Genomic DNA, 19,217 nt, shown 5'->3' with positions numbered 1-19,217 from the left:
CATAGCACAGTGCAAGGAACCCAGCATGATTGATCTTTCGCGCCTGACCGATGCCCTTTTGTCAGCCGCCCGGCGCGCCGGAGCGGAACAGGCGGATGCTTTGGCGATGGATGGCACCTCGCTTTCGATCGACATTCGTGCGGGCAAGCTGGAGCAAGCCGAACGGTCAGAAGGTGTGGAAATCGGTCTGCGCGTGCTGATTGGCGGGCGGCAAGCCTGTGTGTCAGCGTCAGATATTTCTGATGCGACAATTGCCGCGCTGGCAGAACGCGCGGTGGCCATGGCACGCGAAGCACCGGCAGACCCTTATGCCGGGCTGGCCGATCCTGATCAGATTGCGCGCAGTTGGGATCTGTCCGCGCTGGAGTTGTCTGACCCCGCGCCAGAGCCGGGGGCGGCAGAGCTGGAGGCGGCGGCGCGGGCGGTTGAGCTGGCGGCGATGGACCGCGCCGGGATCACGCAGGTCGAAGCCTCGGCCAGCTATGGGCGGCGGGCAATGCATCTGGCGGCGACGAACGGGTTTTCAGGTGGCTACGGCCGCACGTCTCATTCGCTGTCAGCGGTCGCTTTCACCGGGGAAGGCACCGCAATGGAACGGGACTGGGCCGCCGAGGGCCGGATCTATGCCAGTGACATGCCGGGCGCGGAAGGTATTGGATATCTAGCCAGCGAACGCGCCTTGCAGCGCGCGGGTGCTGTACGGCCCAAGACCGGCACTTATGCGGTGCTGTTTGATGAACGGGTCGCCTCCAGCCTGATCGGGCATTTGCTGTCGGCCACCAATGGTGCGGCAATCGCGCGCGGCGCGTCATGGTTGCGCGATGCGATGGGCCAGCAGGTTTTGCCCGCGCATCTGTCGGTGATTGAAGACCCGCACCGGGTGCGCATCGGAGCCAGCCGCCCGTTTGACGGCGAAGGCCTGCCGACACAGCGCCGGGTGATCGTGGAAAACGGCGTGCTGACGGGCTGGACGCTGGATCTGGCGACCGGGCGCAAGCTGGGGATGCCGTCGACCGCCAACGCGGCGCGCGGGGCGTCTTCGCCGCCCTCGCCCTCGACCAGCAACATCGATCTGACTCCGGGCACGCACAGCCGCGATGATCTGATCGCGCAGATGGGAACAGGGTTGCTGGTCACCTCGATGATCGGGTCCACCATTAGCGCCACCACCGGCGATTATTCCCGTGGGGCGGCGGGGTTTTGGGTAGAGAATGGGGTGATTCAATACCCTGTCAACGAATGCACCATTGCGGGTAATCTGCGCGACATGCTGCTGCGGATCATCCCGGCCAATGACGCACGGTCGCATCTTTCAACCCGCGTGCCATCTTTGCTGATCGACGGGATGACCCTTGCCGGGGCCTGATCTGACCCTTTTGGCCGAAGTGGCACGCAAAGCCGGCGACATCGCCATGCGCTTTTGGCGGCAGGATCCGCAGGTCTGGGACAAGGGCGGTGATCATGGCCCTGTGACCGAGGCGGATCTGGCTGTGAACGATATGCTAAAGGCGACCCTGCTGGCGGCGAGACCGGATTACGGCTGGCTGTCCGAGGAAACCCCGGATTCAGCGGATCGGTTATTGGCAGATCGTCTGTTCATCCTTGACCCTATCGACGGCACACGGGCCTTTGTTTTGGGCGAGGATAATTTTGCTGTGTCCTTGGCGGTGGTCGAAAAAGGCGTGGTGATTGCCGGGGCGGTGATGATGCCCGCGAAAAACAGGCTCTACACCGGCGAGATTGGTGGGCCTGCACTGTGTAATGGGGTGGAGATCCGGGCCGGAGCGCGCAGCAATCTGGTGGGGTCCAACCTGCTGGCGACCAAGGCCAATATGGAACCTTCGCATTGGCCCGGCGGAGTGCCAGAGCTGAAGCGCAGTTTCCGCACCTCGCTGGCCTATCGGCTGTGTCTGGCGGCAGAGGGGCGATATGACGGGATGATCACCTTTCGCGACACATGGGAATGGGACATCGCGGCGGGTAGCCTGATTTGCGATTGCGCGGGCGCGAAGGTGACAGACCGAACGGGTGCCGCACTGCGGTTCAATTCGCCCCGCGCAATGACAGCGGGAGTGATTGCCACCAACCCGGCATTGCACCGTGCCATCATGGCGCGGCTCTAAAGAAAAAGGGGAAAGCCGAAGCTTTCCCCTTTGGTCGACTCAGACTTTCAACGCTTAGCGCTTGGCACCCTTTGGTGGCACAAAACGCTTGGATGTGTCCTTGGCATCTGCACGCGGGCGGGCCGGAGCATCAGATTTGCGCGCAAAGGGCTTTTTGCCGTCAGCGCCAGCTGGTTTAAAGCCAGCCTTGCCCGCAGGTTTTCCGTCACGCTTGGCATATGGCCGCGCATCATCGCCCTTGGGCGCATAGGTGCGCTTTTCGGCGCGGTCGCCTTCGGCCTTTGGCTTATAGCCGGTGCCCTCAGAGGCATGGCTTTTGAACCCGGCCGCACGCGCTGGTTTGTCAGCACTACCACCGAAAGACTTAAAGCCCGCCGATTTGAACTTTGCACCACCTGCCGGAGCATCATCACGCTTGGCATAAGGCTTGCGCTCTGCGCCTTCGCGTGGGGCGTAGGGCTTGCGGTCACCGTCTTCGCGCTTGGCATAGGGTTTGCGGTCTGCTCCGTCACGTGGGGCGTAGGGCTTGCGCTCTGCTCCTTCGCGGGGCGCATAGGGCTTGCGGTCGGCATCATCGCGCTTGGCATAGGGCGCACGTTCGGCAGCAGCACGCGGGGCATAAGGCTTACGCTCGGCATCATCGCGCTTGACGTAAGGTTTGCGGGCCGGGGCGGGGGCCGAGATGATGGCATCATCCTCGACCACACGCGGCGGCTTTGGCTTATAGGCCGGGCGATCTTCGCGCGGGGCACGTTCTGGCCGCTCAAGGCTCGGCTCGCCTTCCATGCGTTCCATGATCAGACCCGGTTCCAGCTCAAGCTGCGGACCGAAGCGGCCTGCCAGTGGTTCGGCGATCTGGACGTAAGTGATGTCCTCCTTGACTCGGATCGCGCCGATACCGTCCTTGGAAATGCCAGCCCCATCGCAGATTTTCGGCAGGATCCAGCGTGCCTCGGCGCGGCCAGAATGGCCGACGGTCAGGGTGAACCAGACCGAAGGGCCAAATTCGCTACGCTCACGCGGGGCCGATGCAGGCGGTGGCGGCAGGCTGTCGGACAGCACTTCCGGGGCCGACCGGCCTTCGCGCCACAACCGGATGAAGGCAGCGGCGGTCTGCTCGGCGCCAAAGCGTTCGATCAGGGTGCCGACCATGGCAGCATCGTCGCCGACAGCCTCAGTCAGAGCCGGGTGTTCCAGAATGCGCTGGTCATCGCGGGCCTGCACTTCTTCGGCGCTGGGGGCCTTGACCCATTGCGCCACGACCTTGGCACCGGCCAGCAGACGCTGCGCCTTTTTCGCCTCGGCCGGGGGCACGATCAGCGCCGACACGCCCTTGCTTCCCGCGCGGCCAGTCCGGCCAGAGCGGTGCAGCAGGGTATCGGAGTTCGACGGCAAATCAGCGTGGATCACCAGTTCCAGACCTGGAAGGTCGATGCCACGTGCGGCAACATCGGTCGCAATACAAACCCGCGCCCGGCCATCGCGCAGCGATTGCAGCGCATGGGTGCGTTCCTGTTGGCTCAGTTCGCCCGACAGCGCCACAGCCTGAAACCCGCGGTTGGTCATCCGGGCCATCAGATGGGTCACGTTCATCCGGGTTTTGCAGAACACGATGGCGGTGGGCGCATCGTAATATCGCAGCGCGTTGAAAATCGCATGCTCACGGTCGCGCGAGGCGACCGACATGGCGCGATATTCGATATCGGCGTGCTGCTTGGTTTCACCCTTGGCGATGATGCGCATGGCATCGCGCTGGAAGGTGCGGGCCAGCGTTTCGATCTCTTTCGGCACGGTGGCCGAAAACATCAACGTGCGGCGATCTTGTGGGGCAGCGCCCAGAATGAACTCCAGATCCTCGGCAAAGCCCAGATCCAGCATCTCATCCGCTTCGTCCAGCACAGTTGCGCGGCAGAACGACAGATCCAACGACCCGCGCTCGATATGGTCGCGCAGACGGCCGGGCGTGCCGACAACAATATGTGTGCCACGATCCAGCACACGCTTTTCAGTGCGGTAGTCCATGCCACCGACGCAGGACGCAATCTGCGCGCCCGCCACGCCGTACAGCCAGTCCAGCTCGCGCTTGACCTGCAGGGCCAGTTCGCGCGTTGGGGCCACGACCAGCGCAATCGGCTTGTCGGCATAAAGCAGGCGGTCAGACCCCGCCAGAATTTCCGGCGCGATCGCCAGACCAAAGGCCACGGTCTTGCCCGACCCGGTCTGTGCCGAAACCAACAGGTCACGGCCTTCAACGCCATCGGCCAGAACAGCCATCTGCACTGCCGTAAGGGCTTCATAGCCCTTGGCTTCCAAAGCCTGCGCCAGCGGCGCGGCCACGTTCATATCGATCATTTATATTTTCCAAAAAGGAGGATGCCATTGCATCCGTGAAGCCCTGTGCGGCGCCTTCTTTCCCTTTTGGCCGCGGGCCTCCTCGCCCGACGCGCCCCCGGAATCCTCGGGCCGACTTGGGGTCCATAACGTAAAGCGGGTCGAATGTATAGCCTGACTTACAGCATGACAATGTTTCAGGCTGTGGAAGGCCGGGCTCCATTTCATTGAAGCCCCGGTTTCGGCGTTGTCACGGGGGTCCCTTCCCCCGACAGTCAGGCCAACCGATGAGGCATTCGAATGACCGAAACGCATTTCAAAAAGGGCGCGCTCAAGGCCGCCGAAGCAGCAGATCTGTCGGCATCCGTCAGCGCCATCCTTACGGAACTTGAGGCCGGAGGTGAAGCGGCAGCCCGGCGCCTGTCGCGCGATCTGGATGGCTATGACGGCGACATCGTGCTGTCACAAGAGGCCATCGCCGCAGCTTGCGCGCGTGTGCCGCAGGCGCTGAAAGACGATATCGCCTATGCGCATGAAAACATTTCCCGTTTTGCGCAGGCACAGCGCGACAGCATCACCGAGACAGAAATCGAACTGCGCCCCGGCCTGACAGCAGGGCAAAGGCTGATCCCGGTTCAGGCAGCGGGCTGCTACATCCCCGGCGGGCGCTACAGCCACATTGCCAGCGCGATGATGACGGTGACAACCGCGCGCGTCGCAGGCGTGCCGCATATCGCCGCGGTCTCGCCGCCGCGTGCGGGGGCAGTGGCGGGTATCCCGGATGCCATCCTTTACACTCTTCATCGCTGCGGCGCTGATCGCATTCTCGCCTTGGGCGGTGTTCAAGGTATTGCCGCGATGGCCTTTGGCCTGTTTGACCTGCCGCGCGCCGATATTCTGGTCGGCCCCGGCAATCAGTATGTGGCAGAGGCAAAGCGGCTGCTGTTTGGACGTGTTGGCATCGATATGGTTGCTGGGCCCACTGATTCTCTGGTCGTTGCTGATTCAACAGCAGACCCTTTGACCGTCGCTTGGGATCTGATCGGTCAGGCAGAGCATGGTGCCAATTCCCCGGTTTGGCTGATCACTGATTCCGCAGTGCTTGCAACGGAAGTGGCCCGCCTCGCCCCACTTTGCGCGGCAGAGCTTCCGCAGCCCAATCGCGCCGCGGCCGAATCCGCGTGGGCTGGGTTGGGGGAAATCATTCTGTGCGAAAACCGCGACCAGATGGCTGCGCAGGCCGATCTTATCGCGCCCGAACATCTGCATGTGCAGGCCGCTGATCTGGATTGGTGGAAATCCCGTCTCACCGCCTATGGCTCATTGTTTCTGGGCGCAGAATCCACAGTGGCCTTTGGCGACAAAGCGGCAGGCACCAATCATGTCCTGCCCACCTCTGGCGCGGCACGCTACACGGGCGGTCTCTCGGTGCACAAGTTCCTGAAAACCGTCACATGGCAGCGCGTCACGGCCGAAGCGTTGCCCCGCCTTGCCGCCGTAACCGCAAACATCAGCCGCTTTGAGGGTATGGAGGGCCATGCCAGAACCGCCGACCTGCGCCTTGAGAAATATACTTTCCAATCCTCCTGATCCGCCTTCATCTTGGCCAAAGTGCTCGGGGTCGTCGGTTCGTGCGCCACTGGCTTCAAAACCACCGGGCGACAGGCAGAGCCTCGGGTCCACCAACAAGAAAGTCCGTGACATGCATCTTTCCCGCTTTCCCCGCGTCCGCCTTAGCCACCTACCCACCCCGCTGGAGGCGATGCCGCGGCTGACGGCTTTGCTGGGTGGGCCAGAGCTGTGGATCAAGCGGGATGATTGCACTGGTCTGTCAACCGGCGGCAACAAGACCCGAAAGCTTGAGTTTCTGATGGCCGAGGCCTTGGCGCAAGGCGCTGATATGGTGCTGACCCAGGGTGCCACGCAATCAAACCACGCCCGCCAAACTGCGGCAGCGGCGGCAAAGCTGGGCTTGGATTGCCACATCATCCTTGAAGACCGCACCGGCTATAACGAACCAAATTACCGCATGAACGGCAATGTGCTGCTGGATGTATTGCACGGGGCCACAATTGAAAATCGCGGGCCAGGACTGGACATGCACGCCGAGCTTTTGGCCGTAACAGAGACGTTTCGGGCCAAAGGCCGCCGCCCCTATGCCATCCCCGGGGGCGGATCGAATCCTACGGGGGCCTTGGGCTATGTGAATTGCGCGCTGGAATTGTTGGCGCAGATGGTCGATCGCGGACTCTCCTTTGATCACATGGTCACTGCCACAGGGTCGGCTGGCACCCATGCCGGGCTGATCGTGGGGTTGAAGGCGCTGAACGCGCAGCTTCCGCTTTTGGGTATCGGCGTGCGCGCGCCAAAGGACAAGCAGGAAGAAAATGTCTTCAAACTGGCGCAGGCGACCGAGGAAAAGCTGGGAACCCAAGGCATGGTCAAACGCGAAGATGTGGTCGCAAACTGCGATTATATTGGCCAGGGCTACGGCATTCCCGCTGACAGCACGCTAGAGGCGATTGATCTGTTTGCCCGTCAGGAAGCCATTTTGCTAGATCCGGTCTATTCTGGAAAAGGCGCTGCCGGGCTGATCGATCTGATCCGCAAAGGCCATTTTAAAAAGGGCGAGCGGGTGGTGTTCCTGCATACCGGCGGCGCTATTGGCCTGACCGGATACACCCACGTTCTGCCACACGCATGAAAACGGTCGGCATTCTTGGCGGTATGGGGCCAGCGGCTACAATTCTGCTTATGCAGAGACTGTTACGGGCTGTCCCAGCCCGGGATGATGCCGACCACATTCCCCTGATCGTGCATCAGAATCCTGCGGTTCCCAGCCGGATTGCAAGGCTGATCAATGGTGTGGGCGAAGATCCCGGCCCCGTTCTGGCAGGCATGGCGCGGGCCTTGCATGTGGCAGGGGCACAAGCCCTTGCCATGCCTTGCAATACGGCCCACGCCTATGCGCCGCAAATCATCGTCGCCACGCCCCTGCCGTTTCTGGATATGCGCGCCGCCACCGTTGCAGCCTTGCCGAGCGGTCGGGTCGGCATGCTTGCCTCACCCGCGCTGCGGTTGACCGGAGCGTTTGAGGCACAGTTCAACTCCGCTGGAGTAGAGCCTGTTTGGCCGATAGATGATGCCCCCATACTGACTGTGATCCAGCGAGTAAAGGCGGGCTTTACCGGGCCAGCGGAACGCGATGACATGGCCCGGCTGGCCGAGCAGATGGCCGAACGCTGTGATCATCTGCTGGTTGCCTGCACCGAATTGTCCCTGCTGACCGACGCAATCCGCCCGCGCTTTACAGACAGTCTTGACTGTTTGATTGGTGAAATTCTGCGGTTTTCGCAGAGTTAGAGCCTATTCATCGTCGGCCACTTCGATCGCGCCAGCCAAAGTGGGGGCGATTGCGTCAAACCGGGGCACCAGATGGCTGCGCACCAAGGCGCGGCAATCGCGGGCAAGCTCTTCTGGCAAGCGGCCCAGCTCGTCCGTGCGGGCAATCAGATGCACCCGGCGCACATCTCCGGCAAAGGGCAGGGCCATGACCTCAAGATCCGGTAAGAACCGTTCCGCATCCATCAGGTTCAGCGGGGTGGTGATTGTCCAGCCGCCCGTTTGAACCACCATTGCCAAAACCGAGCGTGTGGCCTCCAGTGCAAACCGCCGGTCCGGGTTCAGCCGGACCCGCGCAAGATGGCGCGCAATGCGCTGACCAATCGGCAGGCTTTCGGAATATTGCACAAAGGGCAGCCGCTCTAACGCCGCGCGCACATCGCCGCGAACAGACCCTTTGCCAGCCACCAGTACAAACGGCTCGCGCAGAATGGGCAGCACACGAAAGGCCGTGGTGTCGGGGGGCACCATCGCTGACACACCGATATCCGCCTCTCGGGCAAGCAGCCGGTCGATCACATGATCGGACCGGCCCGAGAACGCATGTACAAAACAGCGCGACAGTCGCGATTGCAGCGCTGACACCAGCACCGGCGTCAGCGAGGCGTCAAGATCGTCAATAATGGCAAGATTCAGCTGCGGCAAACTGGAAAGGCTGATTTCGGCCAGATCGGCCTGCGCCTCACTCAGTGCCGCCAAAAGCCTGTGGGCATGACGGCGCAGCACCTGCCCCGCCGGGGTAAGGGATACCGGCTTGGCTTTGCGGTCGAACAAACGGGCACCGACAGCAGCCTCCAGCGCAGTGATGTGCTGACTCACACCCGAGGGAGAACCGCCGATCCGGTTGGCAGCCCCAATGACCGATCCTGCCTCCTCCAGCGCCACGAAAATCCGCAGGCCGCGCAGTGTCAGTTCCGGCGTGGTCTTTGCCTCATCGCTCATCAGGGGCGCAGACTGTCCATCACACGGACCAATCCGGCTGAAATCCCCGGCTCGGACAAGGCGTGGCCTGCGAGCGGCACCATGGTCAGATGGCAGCAGTCCCATCCTTCGGCCAGCTTCCAAGCCGAGGTGGGTGGACAGATCATATCATAACGCCCTTGGATGATATGCGCGGGCAGATGCTTGATCCGATGCTTTTCGCGCAGGATCCAGCCGTCTTCTTCCAAAAACCCCGCGGCATGGAAATAGTGATTTTCCAGCCGCGAAAAGGCACGTGCATATTCGCCGGGGCTTTCACCAACGGGGCCGTCATGATGCACCGATGCAAGCGCGTTTTCCCAATTCGCCCAAATGCGCGCAAAGCGGGTTTCTTCCATCAGATTGCCGCAAAACAGACGGCGGTGATAGGCTGCGATCAGATTCTTGCGCTCCTCGGCTGGGATCGGGCCAACGAAACGCGCCCAGAGTTCGGGGAAAAACGCCCCTGCGCCTCCACCATAAAACCAGTCCAGTTCGGCCTGCGTCATCAAGAACACGCCGCGCAGCACCAGATGCACCGCGCGACTGGGGTGGCTGATGGCATAAATCAGAGCCAACGTGGCACCCCAGCTGCCACCAAAAAGGATAAACTGCTCTATCCCAAGCGTTTGACGGATCGTTTCAATGTCACGGATCAGGTGCCATGTCGTGTTGTCAGACACGCTGGCATGAGGGCGCGAGCGCCCGCAGCCGCGCTGATCGAACAAGATCACGCGGTAAACGCTTGGGTCAAAATAGCGGCGCATGGCGGGCGAACAACCGCCCCCCGGACCGCCGTGCAGCACCAGAACCGGGATACCATCCGCGCGCCCGCATTGTTCGACATAAATCTTGTGTCCATCGCCCATATCGATCAAGCGCTGGTCGAACGGATCGACCAGCGGGTAAAGATACTCAACTGCGCGCTTTTGGCCTGATCTCTGATCCATCATCGCTCTATATAATGCCGAAGTGGCCCGCATCCAAAGGGCAATCGAAAGGGAAATGTGATGGAAAGTCAAACAACCGTCGATCCGGCAGAAGTGGCGAAGTTTGAGGCAATGGCCGCTGAATGGTGGGATCCGAACGGCAAGTTCAAACCGTTGCATATGCTCAACCCATGCCGGTTGGATTACATCACCGGCCAGATCGCGGCAGAGTTTGATCGGGATCTGACAAAACCACTGCCGTTCAAGGGCTTGCGGCTACTGGACATCGGCTGTGGTGGCGGGCTTTTGGCCGAACCCATGGCGCGGCTTGGGGCGGATGTGGTGGGCGCAGATGCTGCCCCGCGCAACATACCGGTGGCGCAGGTTCATGCGGCGCAATCCGGGTTGGCAATCGACTACCGCCACACCACAGCCGAAGCGATGGCCGCTGCGGGCGAGCAGTTTGACGTGGTGCTGAACATGGAGGTCGTAGAGCATGTGTCAGACCCACTGGCCTACCTGAGCGCCTGTCAGCAATTGATGGTGCCGAACGGACTGATGATCTGTTCAACGCTGAACCGGAACCCAAAATCATTTCTGATGGCGATTATCGGCGCAGAACATGTCATGCGCTGGCTGCCAAAGGGCACCCATGACTGGAAGAAATTCATAACCCCGGATGAGCTGTGTGACCTGATCCGCAGCGCGGGGCTTGATCCCGTTGACCTCAAAGGCATGGTGTTTAACCCGATCTCTTGGTCGTGGAGCCTGTCATCGCGTGATCTGAGCGTGAATTATGTGACCGCCAGCGTGAAGCGTTAGGAACAAGAAGGCCACACAGACCCCTGAAATTCGACGAATATTTACATTTCTCATCCAATAAAGGTGGGAATTCGGGATAATAGGCGCGTTCCCACAGGGCATGGATTAAATGGCATCCGAACACATCAGCGCCGATATGATCGGCCCCGGAAAGCGCGAACTTGCGCTTATAAAGCGGGAAACGCGTTCTCTTTTGGTCGCCGCCGTTGTGTTCAGCGTGTTTGTAAACCTGTTGATGCTGACCGGGCCACTTTACATGCTTCAGGTCTATGACCGCGTGCTGGGCAGCCGGTCAGAGGCGACACTGGTCGCCTTGTCGATCCTGATGGTTGGCCTGTTTCTGGCGATGGGTGTGCTGGATCATGCCCGGTCCCGCCTTTTGGCCCGGATCGGCGCACGGTTGCAGGCGCGACTGGATCGGCGGGTGTTTCAGGCGGCACTTGCACGAGCAAGTGTTGCGCCAAGCGATCCGCTGGCTGCATCGGCGCAACGCGACCTTGAAGCGATGCAGCGGTTCTGGACCTCGCCCATCGCCGCAGCCGTCATGGATCTGCCGTGGACGCCGTTATTTCTGGCAGCCATTTTTGTCTTTCATCCCCTGTTGGGTTGGCTGGCCCTGTCTGGTGGCGCGATTCTGGTGGTTCTGGCACTGGCCAATCAGCTTTTGGGAAAAGAACCCGTCCTGCGCGCCAATGCCGCGACAGTGGCGGCAGAGCGTGTGGCGGACAGGTTGAAAGCTGATGCCGAATTGCTGCGATCCCTTGGGATGAGCGATGCTGCCTTCCGCCGCTGGTCCGGGGCCCGCACCAATGCCTTGGCCAGCGGTTTGGAAAGCGCAGACCTCGGGGGCCGATTCAGCAGCACCACCCGTGCGCTGCGCATGATGCTGCAATCGGCGATCCTTGGCCTTGGGGCCTGGCTGGTCTTGCAAGATCAGCTGACAGCCGGCGCGATGATTGCGGCGTCAATCGTGATGGGGCGCGCGCTTGCCCCGATCGAGCAAGCGATCGGTCAATGGGCCGTGCTGGCGCGGGCGCGCGAGGGCCGGCAGAATTTGCTGCGCCTGCTGTCCACGCAGCCCATTGAGGCGCCGCGAACCGCCCTTCCCCGCCCAAAGGCCTTGCTAGAGGTCGAGGGGTTGTCTTTGGTGCTGCCCGGCAGCCAAACGCCCGTCTTGCGCAGCATCAGCTTCCGGTTGGAACCGGGGCAGGCGTTGGGGATCATCGGGCCGTCTGGTGCGGGGAAATCCACGCTTGGCCGGGCAATTGTGGGGGCGCTTCGCCCAACGGCAGGAAAAATCCGGCTGGATGGTACAGAGCTGGCGCAATACGACCCCGATGTTCTGGGCAGCTATTTTGGCTATCTGCCGCAAAGCGTGTCCCTGTTTGACGCGACCGTAGCAGAGAATATCGCCCGTCTGGCACCACAGCCAGATGCGGAAAAGGTGGTCGCGGCGGCCCGAGCCGCAGCGGCCAATGACATGATCCTGAAACTGGCAAAGGGCTATGACACGCCGCTGACATCCGTTGGCGGCCAGCTTTCAGGTGGGCAAGTGCAACGCGTTGGATTGGCCCGCGCGCTCTATGGCAACCCGGTTCTTCTTGTTCTGGACGAGCCTAACTCCAATCTCGACAATGACGGCTCTATGGCGCTGAATGCCGCGATCCGGCAAATAAAGGCCGCAGGCGGCAGCGTGATCGTCATTGCGCACAGGCCAGCGGCAATACAGGAATGTGACCTGCTGCTTGTCATCGAAGACGGTCAACGCCGCGCCTTTGGCCCCCGTGATGAAGTGCTGCGCGACAAGGTCAAGAACCACACCGAGTTGGTGCGCAGCAAAGGACCGGGAGGAGTGACATGAGCCAGCAGGGATTGCCGCCCGCCCTTGGGGCAAAAGGCCCGCTGTTGATCGGCGGGTTGACCATGCTTGCGCTGGTAGGCGGGCTTGGTCTGTGGTCCGTGACCACCTCCATCTCTGGTGCAATTGTCGCCCCCGGCCGGATAGAGGTGGAACAGAACCGTCAGGTTGTGCAGCACCCGGATGGCGGCGTTGTCGCTGAAATTATGGTTAATGAAGGCGCAAGTGTCACGGCGGGTGATATTCTGTTGCGGCTTGATGGTGCGCTGGTCAAATCAGAGCTTCTGATCATCGACGGCCAGCTGTCCGAGGTGCAAGCCCGCCGCGCGCGGCTGGAGGCAGAGCGCGACGATGCATCGGAAATGATTTTATCCGTGGCGCTGACCCAAAAAGCCGAAGCGAACCCCGACGCGGCAGAACAGATAGAGGGCCAGCGCCGACTGTTCATCGCACGCAAGGAAACCTTGGCCGGCACGATTGAACAGTTGGAAAAACGCAAAGGGCAGACAGTTTCACAAATTGGTGGCATTGATGCTCAGGCGCGGGCGTTGTCGGATCAGCTCGACCTGATCGGGCAGGAGCTGGCGGATCAGCAGGTGCTGCTAGCCAAGGGGCTGGCGCAAGCGCCGCGTGTGCTAGCCCTGCAACGCGAAGCCTCGCGGCTGGCCGGTCAGGTTGGCGAACTGGCGGCATCTCGCGCACAGTCCGAAGGACGAATTACCGAGATCGAGCTGGAAATTCTGGGGCTTTCATCGCAGCGCCGCGAAGAGGCCAACACCCAGCTGCGCGACATCGGCACTACTGAACTGGAACTGATCCAACGGCAGCGCGCATTGTCGGAACAGGTTGCGCGGCTTGATATCCGTGCACCGGTTTCGGGCACAGTGCTGGGGCTACAGGTGACAACGCCGCGTGCCGTTTTGCGCCCGGCAGACCCGGTTGCCCATATTGTGCCGCAAGACCGCCCATTGGTGATAGCAGCACAGATTGCCCCGATCCATATTGATGAGGTCTATGTCGGTCAGCCGGTCAAGCTGATGTTCCCTGCGTTTTCTGCCCGCACAACACCAGAGCTGAATGGGTTCGTCACAATTGTCTCTGCCGATTCCCTGACTGATCCGGTAACAAACGTGCCCTTTTACAGAGCTGAAATCTCAATGGCGCCGGAAGAGGCCGAACGGCTGGGTCAGACATTGCTGCCGGGCATGCCAGTGGATGCGTTTATACAGACCGAGGCGCGAACGCCTCTGGCCTATCTGATCAAACCGTTCACAGATTATTTTACACACGCGTTCCGCGAAAGCTGACGGTCAGCCCATCCGTTCCGATGCGTAAGACCCCGGAGACGCTGGGAAAACCACGGTTTTATTGCCGTTGATGAACACGCGGCCATGGACATGTGCATGAATCGCGCGGGACAGAACCTGCGATTCCACATCGCGACCCAATGAGACGTAATCCTCATTTGATTGCGCATGAGTCACACGGATGATGTCCTGTTCGATGATCGGGCCTTCGTCCAGATCACCCGTTACGTAGTGCGAGGTCGCTCCGATCAATTTCACCCCTTTTTCAAAGGCTTGCTTATAGGGGTTCGCCCCTTTGAAGCTGGGCAGGAAAGAGTGGTGAATGTTGATGATCCGACCAGACATCTTGCGGCACATCTCATCCGACAGAACCTGCATATACCGCGCCAGCACGATCAGTTCCGCCCCCGTGTCTTCGACAATGCGCATCTGTTCAGCCTCGGCTTGCGCTTTGTTCTTCGGAGTGACCTTGATGCAGTAATACGGGATATCCTGGTTCACCACGACCTTTTGGTAATCCATATGGTTCGAGATCACCGCTGCGATTTCAACGGGCAAAGCACCGATCCGCGAGCGATACAGCAGGTCGTTCAGGCAATGGCCAAAGCGGCTGACCATGATGATAACGCGGCGTTTGACCAGTTCATCAAAGAACTCTGCCTGCATGCCGAACTTTTCGGCAATCGGGTCAAAACCCGCGCGCAAATCTTCCAGCCCTTTGTCACCTTCGGACCGAAAGCTGACGCGCATGAAGAAGTTTCCGGTGCCGGTGTCGTCGAATTGCGAGCTGTCCGTAATGTTGCAGGACTGATCCGCCAGAAAGGTTGAAATCGCCGCGACGATCCCACGGGTCGAGGGGCATTGGACGCGAAGCGCAAAGCTGGTCATGAGGGGCTCTTTCAGTGGATGCGTAGCCTAAGGATATAGGGCGGATGATAGTCAGCCGCCCTTACACCCGAATGACTGGCTGCGAACAAGCATGTTCCATTCGCGTCTTTCCGTGGTGCAGCAGCGGATTACTCCGCCGCGGCAAGGGGTGGGGCCGTGCGCGGCCCAACCATGGCATCCAGCCGGTCCCGCAGCGCCCGTTGCTCTGCATCCAGCAAGGCGATGCGTTCAGCCAGTACTTCGGCGGGTGGGGCCTCGGGGTCGGGTTCTTTTTTCCCGACAAATCGGCCAAACGCCCAGCCAAGCACGCGGCTCAGATCATCCATGATCAGATAAAAGGCCGGAACCACCACAAGGGACAGGACGGTTGACACGATAATCCCCCCGATCACCGCCGTTGCCATCGGCGCGCGGAACGACCCACCCTCGCCCACGCCCAGCGCCGACGGCAGCATGCCTGCCGACATGGCGATAGAGGTCATGACAATGGGCCGGGCGCGCTTGTGGCCCGCCTCCATCACGGCGGTAAAGCGTTCCATCCCTTGAGCGCGCATCTCGATGGCAAAGTCGATCAGCAGAATGGCATTTTTGGTAACAATCCCCATCAACATAAGAATACCGATCAACACTGGCATCGACACCGCAGACCCGGTCAGAATCAACGCGGTCGCGACACCCCCAATGGCCAGCGGCAACGAAAACAGGATGGTGAACGGCTGGATCACCGATTTGAACAACAGGATCAGCACGGTCAGCACCAGCATCAGGCCCAGCAGCATTGCGTTGCCAAAACTTGCCATCAATTCGTTTTGCACCTCGGCGTCGCCCGCCTCTTGCACACGGACGCCGGGGGGCAACTCAACCGTGGCCACGATCTCGGTGAACCGGTCAGTTGCGGTGCCAAGTGCCACACCAACAGGCAGGTTCGCCCCGATGGTCGCGCGGCGTTCGCGGTTCAGGCGGTTGACGGTAGACGGGCCTTCGGCGATGGCCACATCGGCCACGGCGGACAGCGGCACAACGCTGCCGGTTGCTGTCGTCAGCTTCAACGCGGAAATGCGGGCCAGATCTTCGCGTGCGGCATTGTTCAGCCGCACCCGCACCGGGACAAGCCGGTTATCAATCGACAGCTTGGCCAGCGCTGCGTCCACATCGCCAATTGTTGCGACCCGCACCACATCTGCGATTTGCGCCGTTGTAATGCCCAGACGCGCCGCCTCATCCATACGGGGGGTGATCTGAATCTCGGGCCGGGGCAGGGCACCTTCAGAGGCGACATTGGCCAAAAGAGGGTCGCCCGAAAGCGCCGTTTCCAATCTGCTGACGGCAAGGTTCAGGTCAGCCTCGTTCGAGGACAGGATCGAGAAAGAAATGTCGCGCTGCCCACGGTCATTCAGCTTGAACGCCCGCATGTCGGGCACAGCTTGCAGACGGGTGAAGACGCTTTCTTCGATGATGTTCTGAGGAACGGTGCGGCCCTTGTTTTCCACCTCTGGAACAAGCCCGCCGATGACCGGAACGGTTCGCCCGATCTGCGACAGTTTGAGCAGCAATGAATGATCAAGCCGGGTCAGCAAAATCGTCACCGAGGCGCGGCGAATGTCCCGGTCTCCTGTGGGCGAAGCCCCGCCAAGGATGAACACATTGTCGATCCAGTCCAGATCTTCGATGGCGGTGTAAATCGCCTTGGTCGTGCGCTCGGTTTCATCCAGCGTGGTGCCGGGCGGAAGTTCGACCGACACAGCGATACGGCTGACATCTTCCGGCGGCAGAAACGACCCCGGTATCTGAAGCATGTAGTAGACCGAGACCACAAGCACCCCGATCGCCGACAGCAGCGTGACATAGCGAAAGCGCAAGGATGTGCGGATCAGGCGCAGATAACCGGTCATGATCCAGCCGTCATTGTGGCTGTCTTCATGCCCGTCTTTGTCGCGCATCAGATACGCCGCCATCATTGGCGTGATCAACCGCGCCACGATCAGCGAGAAGATCACGGCAATCGCAACGGTCATGCCGAATTGCCGGAAATACTGACCGGGAATGCCGGGCATGAAAGACACCGGAACAAAAACGGCGACGATGGTGAAAGTGGTGGCAACAACCGCCAGACCAATTTCGTCAGCCGCTTCGATTGCAGCACGAAACGGGGTTTTGCCCATGCGAATGTGTCGCGCGATATTCTCGATCTCGACAATCGCGTCATCAACCAAGATGCCAGTCGCCAGCGTCAGCGCCAGAAAGGACACGAGGTTGAGCGAAAAGCCCAACAAGTCCATGATAAAGAAGGTCGGCACGGCAGAAAGCGGCAGGGCCACAGCCGCGATGATGGTCGCACGCCAGTTCTTCAGAAACGCCAGCACCACCAGAATCGCCAGAATCGCGCCCTCAATCAGGGTGTGGAGAGCGGATTCGTAGTTGCCGTAGGTGTAGAACACGGTTTCATCGACCAGTTCGATCCCAACCTCGGAGTTATTCGCCCGGATCACATCAAGCTGCGCGTTCACGGTTTCCGCCACCGACACTTCGGATGCGCCACTGGCACGGTAGACGGCGAAGCTGACCACGCGATTGCCGTTCAAACTGGAAAAGCTGCGCAACTCTTCATAGCTGTCGATCACCTCGCCCAGGTCAGACAAGCGCACCTTGCGCCCCGATGGCAGAGCAATGGTTGTGTCGGCCAAACGGTCCACCGTCGCGGCATCGCCCAGAGTGCGAATGGCCTGCTCACCCGACCCAAGTTCCGACCGACCCGAGCCAAGGTTGGCGTTGGTGGCGCGCAGCTGCTGGTTCACGGCCGAGGCACTGATGCCGAAACTGTCCAGCCGAACCGGGTCAAGCTCCACCCGGATTTCACGGTCAGCACCGCCAAAGCGCGACACACGGCCAATGCCGGGACGACCCTGCAAGCCACGGGTGATCACGTCATCGACAAACCATGACAATTCCTCCAGCGTCTTGTCGGGGGCGGTGACGGCAAAAGTCATAATCGCCTGACCCTCCACGTCGATCCGGGTGACGATGGGGGCTTCGATTGATGCTGGCAGATTTCCGCGAATCTGGTCGATGGCATCCTTGGTATCCTGCACGGCCTTTTCGGTCGGCACTTCCATCCGGTATTCGACCACTGTCGTCGAAATGCCGTCATTGACGGTAGAGTTGACGTTCTTCACCCCGTTGATGCCCGCAACGGCATCTTCGATTTCCTTTGTGACCTGACTTTCCATTTCGGCCGGGGCTGCGCCGGGTTGCACAACCGTAATGCCAACCAACGGCACGTCGATGTTCGGGAAGCGGGTGATCGGCAGGGTGTTAAAGCTGTTCCAGCCCAACACCATAAGCAGGAAAAACCCAAGGATCGGTGCAATCGGGTTTTTGATGGCCCATGAGGAAAAGTTCATCATCCGCCCCTGTCAGTTCATAGCCGGGATCGGGTTGATCCGGTCACCGTCCCGCACGAATGCGCCTGCTTTGGTCACCACGACATCCGCTTCCGTCAGGCCAGAGAGAATTTCGACCCAACCGCCATCACGAATACCGGTCTGCACCGGCAAACGCGAAACGCTGTCGCCCGTAACTTTCATGACCGATGTGCCATCTGGGCCTGATCCAACCGCCGTGACAGGAACAGCAATCACATCATGTTCTGCGACCAAGATTTCCGCCTCGACATACATGCCGGACCGCACACCGGTTTCGTCGTCCACGGCAATGCGCACTCGGCCCAAACGCGATGCAACGCCGATGGTCGGCTCTACCATCCGCAACGTGCCAGTCAGTGGCTCTGACGCCCCTACCAGCCGCAAATGCGCAGTTTGACCGGGGGCAAGGCGCATGATATCCGCCTCGGCCACATCGGCCAGCACTTCCAGCGCATTGTCGCGGATGATCGTGAACATCGGCTCACCCGCGGCCGAGGCAATGGACCCTACTCGTGCATTGCGGGCGGTAACCTCGCCAGACACCGGAGCTTTCACCTCGGTTCGGCTGAGTTGAAGGTCGATATTCGCCATCTGCGCCTCAACCAGCGCAACCTGTGCGCGCGCGGCCTCCAGCGACTGCACAGCGACGGTGACGCGGGCCGTTGCCGATATGGCGTTGGCCTGTGACGTATCGGCAGCGGCTTGCGAGGCAGTGCCTTGCTGACGCAGCGCCGAAGTGCGCTGGCTGACACGCTGCGCCTCGTCAGCGGAACTGCGCGCTTCCAGCATCTGGGCTTCGGCCTGCGCAACCGTGGCGCGCGCCGAGGCGAGCGAGGCGTTAAACTGGCTTTTTTGCAGCTCAAGCGTTGACTTGGACAAAACCGCAAGCACCTGGCCCACTTCCACCACGTCACCGATATCGACCAAAAGCGCCTCGATCGGCTGGCCCTCAATCAGGGGGGCGACCTGCACGTTTTCAATCGCAGAAATCAGGCCAGAGGCGATCACCCGGTCTCGTAACACGCGCTTTTCAACAACTGATACGGTGATGGCCGGGGCAATTTGTGTCGCCGTTGCAGCTATATCGGTTGCAGCAGCCGCAGTTTCGGCAATCGCCGGGCCGACAAGGCCAAACGTGAGAGCAAGCGGCAGCACAAAAGCAAGGGAACGCATAA

At 60.7% G+C, this 19,217-nt stretch carries 14 protein-coding genes; 8 read left to right on the top strand and 6 right to left on the bottom strand.

What is annotated here, in order from left to right; translation table 11 throughout:
* The first annotated feature begins 25 nt into the window (after positions 1 to 25).
* Together Q8K08_RS10025 and Q8K08_RS10020 are read left to right on the top strand one after the other, a co-directional pair.
* Positions 26 to 1,366 (top strand): TldD/PmbA family protein, encoded by a 1,341-nt coding sequence (locus Q8K08_RS10025; RefSeq protein ID WP_305249976.1) that lies wholly within the window; start codon positions 26 to 28, stop codon positions 1,364 to 1,366.
* Positions 1,353 to 2,123 (top strand): 3'(2'),5'-bisphosphate nucleotidase CysQ, encoded by a 771-nt coding sequence (locus tag Q8K08_RS10020; RefSeq protein ID WP_305249975.1) that lies wholly within the window; start codon positions 1,353 to 1,355, stop codon positions 2,121 to 2,123. The genes Q8K08_RS10025 and Q8K08_RS10020 overlap by 14 nt, the downstream gene beginning before the upstream one ends.
* Positions 2,124 to 2,177: 54 nt before the next feature.
* Here Q8K08_RS10020 and Q8K08_RS10015 read toward each other — a convergent pair whose 3' ends face one another.
* Positions 2,178 to 4,475 carry a DEAD/DEAH box helicase gene (locus Q8K08_RS10015; protein ID WP_304801395.1) on the bottom strand — a complete coding sequence of 766 codons (2,298 nt, stop codon included), beginning with the start codon at positions 4,473 to 4,475 and terminating at the stop codon, positions 2,178 to 2,180.
* Positions 4,476 to 4,754: 279 nt separating this feature from the next.
* Here Q8K08_RS10015 and hisD point away from each other — a divergent pair, with 279 nt between their 5' ends.
* The 3 genes from hisD to Q8K08_RS10000 all read left to right on the top strand — a co-directional run bounded on the left by hisD (position 4,755) and on the right by Q8K08_RS10000 (position 7,817).
* Positions 4,755 to 6,044: a histidinol dehydrogenase gene (hisD, locus tag Q8K08_RS10010; RefSeq protein WP_305249973.1), complete on the top strand. Its 1,290-nt coding sequence runs from the start codon at positions 4,755 to 4,757 to the stop codon at positions 6,042 to 6,044.
* Positions 6,045 to 6,156: 112 nt separating this feature from the next.
* A complete protein-coding gene (locus Q8K08_RS10005) occupies positions 6,157 to 7,158 on the top strand; it encodes a D-cysteine desulfhydrase (RefSeq protein WP_304801389.1) in 1,002 nt (333 codons plus the stop codon).
* A complete protein-coding gene (locus tag Q8K08_RS10000; protein WP_305249972.1) occupies positions 7,155 to 7,817 on the top strand; it encodes an aspartate/glutamate racemase family protein in 663 nt (220 codons plus the stop codon). The genes Q8K08_RS10005 and Q8K08_RS10000 overlap by 4 nt, the downstream gene beginning before the upstream one ends.
* A 3-nt stretch (positions 7,818 to 7,820) precedes the next feature.
* Here Q8K08_RS10000 and Q8K08_RS09995 read toward each other — a convergent pair whose 3' ends face one another.
* Complete coding sequence (locus tag Q8K08_RS09995) at positions 7,821 to 8,798, bottom strand: LysR family transcriptional regulator (protein ID WP_304801384.1); 978 nt, start codon at positions 8,796 to 8,798, stop codon at positions 7,821 to 7,823.
* Positions 8,798 to 9,766: a prolyl aminopeptidase gene (pip, locus tag Q8K08_RS09990; protein ID WP_305249971.1), complete on the bottom strand. Its 969-nt coding sequence runs from the start codon at positions 9,764 to 9,766 to the stop codon at positions 8,798 to 8,800. Before pip ends, Q8K08_RS09995 begins: the two co-directional genes overlap by 1 nt.
* Before the next feature lie 60 nt (positions 9,767 to 9,826).
* Here pip and ubiG point away from each other — a divergent pair, with 60 nt between their 5' ends.
* The 3 genes from ubiG to Q8K08_RS09975 all read left to right on the top strand — a co-directional run bounded on the left by ubiG (position 9,827) and on the right by Q8K08_RS09975 (position 13,732).
* Positions 9,827 to 10,567 carry a bifunctional 2-polyprenyl-6-hydroxyphenol methylase/3-demethylubiquinol 3-O-methyltransferase UbiG gene (gene ubiG / locus Q8K08_RS09985; RefSeq protein WP_305249970.1) on the top strand — a complete coding sequence of 247 codons (741 nt, stop codon included), beginning with the start codon at positions 9,827 to 9,829 and terminating at the stop codon, positions 10,565 to 10,567.
* A 109-nt stretch (positions 10,568 to 10,676) separates the two neighbouring features.
* Positions 10,677 to 12,428 carry a type I secretion system permease/ATPase gene (locus Q8K08_RS09980; protein ID WP_305249969.1) on the top strand — a complete coding sequence of 584 codons (1,752 nt, stop codon included), beginning with the start codon at positions 10,677 to 10,679 and terminating at the stop codon, positions 12,426 to 12,428.
* Positions 12,425 to 13,732 carry an HlyD family type I secretion periplasmic adaptor subunit gene (locus tag Q8K08_RS09975; protein WP_304801374.1) on the top strand — a complete coding sequence of 436 codons (1,308 nt, stop codon included), beginning with the start codon at positions 12,425 to 12,427 and terminating at the stop codon, positions 13,730 to 13,732. The genes Q8K08_RS09980 and Q8K08_RS09975 overlap by 4 nt, the downstream gene beginning before the upstream one ends.
* 3 nt (positions 13,733 to 13,735) lie before the next feature.
* Here Q8K08_RS09975 and purU read toward each other — a convergent pair whose 3' ends face one another.
* The 3 genes from purU to Q8K08_RS09960 all read right to left on the bottom strand — a co-directional run bounded on the left by purU (position 13,736) and on the right by Q8K08_RS09960 (position 19,215).
* Positions 13,736 to 14,620 (bottom strand): formyltetrahydrofolate deformylase, encoded by an 885-nt coding sequence (gene purU / locus Q8K08_RS09970; RefSeq protein ID WP_304801372.1) that lies wholly within the window; start codon positions 14,618 to 14,620, stop codon positions 13,736 to 13,738.
* A 128-nt stretch (positions 14,621 to 14,748) separates the two neighbouring features.
* On the bottom strand, positions 14,749 to 18,021 hold the full coding sequence (locus Q8K08_RS09965) for an efflux RND transporter permease subunit (RefSeq protein ID WP_305249968.1): 3,273 nt from the start codon (positions 18,019 to 18,021) through the stop codon (positions 14,749 to 14,751).
* A gap of 12 nt (positions 18,022 to 18,033) precedes the next feature.
* Complete coding sequence (locus Q8K08_RS09960; RefSeq protein ID WP_304801367.1) at positions 18,034 to 19,215, bottom strand: efflux RND transporter periplasmic adaptor subunit; 1,182 nt, start codon at positions 19,213 to 19,215, stop codon at positions 18,034 to 18,036.
* Positions 19,216 to 19,217 lie beyond the last annotated feature (2 nt).

Source organism: Pseudotabrizicola sp. (genome assembly GCF_030684215.1).
In the GTDB taxonomy this organism is placed as follows: domain Bacteria; phylum Pseudomonadota; class Alphaproteobacteria; order Rhodobacterales; family Rhodobacteraceae; genus Pseudotabrizicola.
This window is presented reverse-complemented; position numbering and strand designations above follow the sequence as displayed.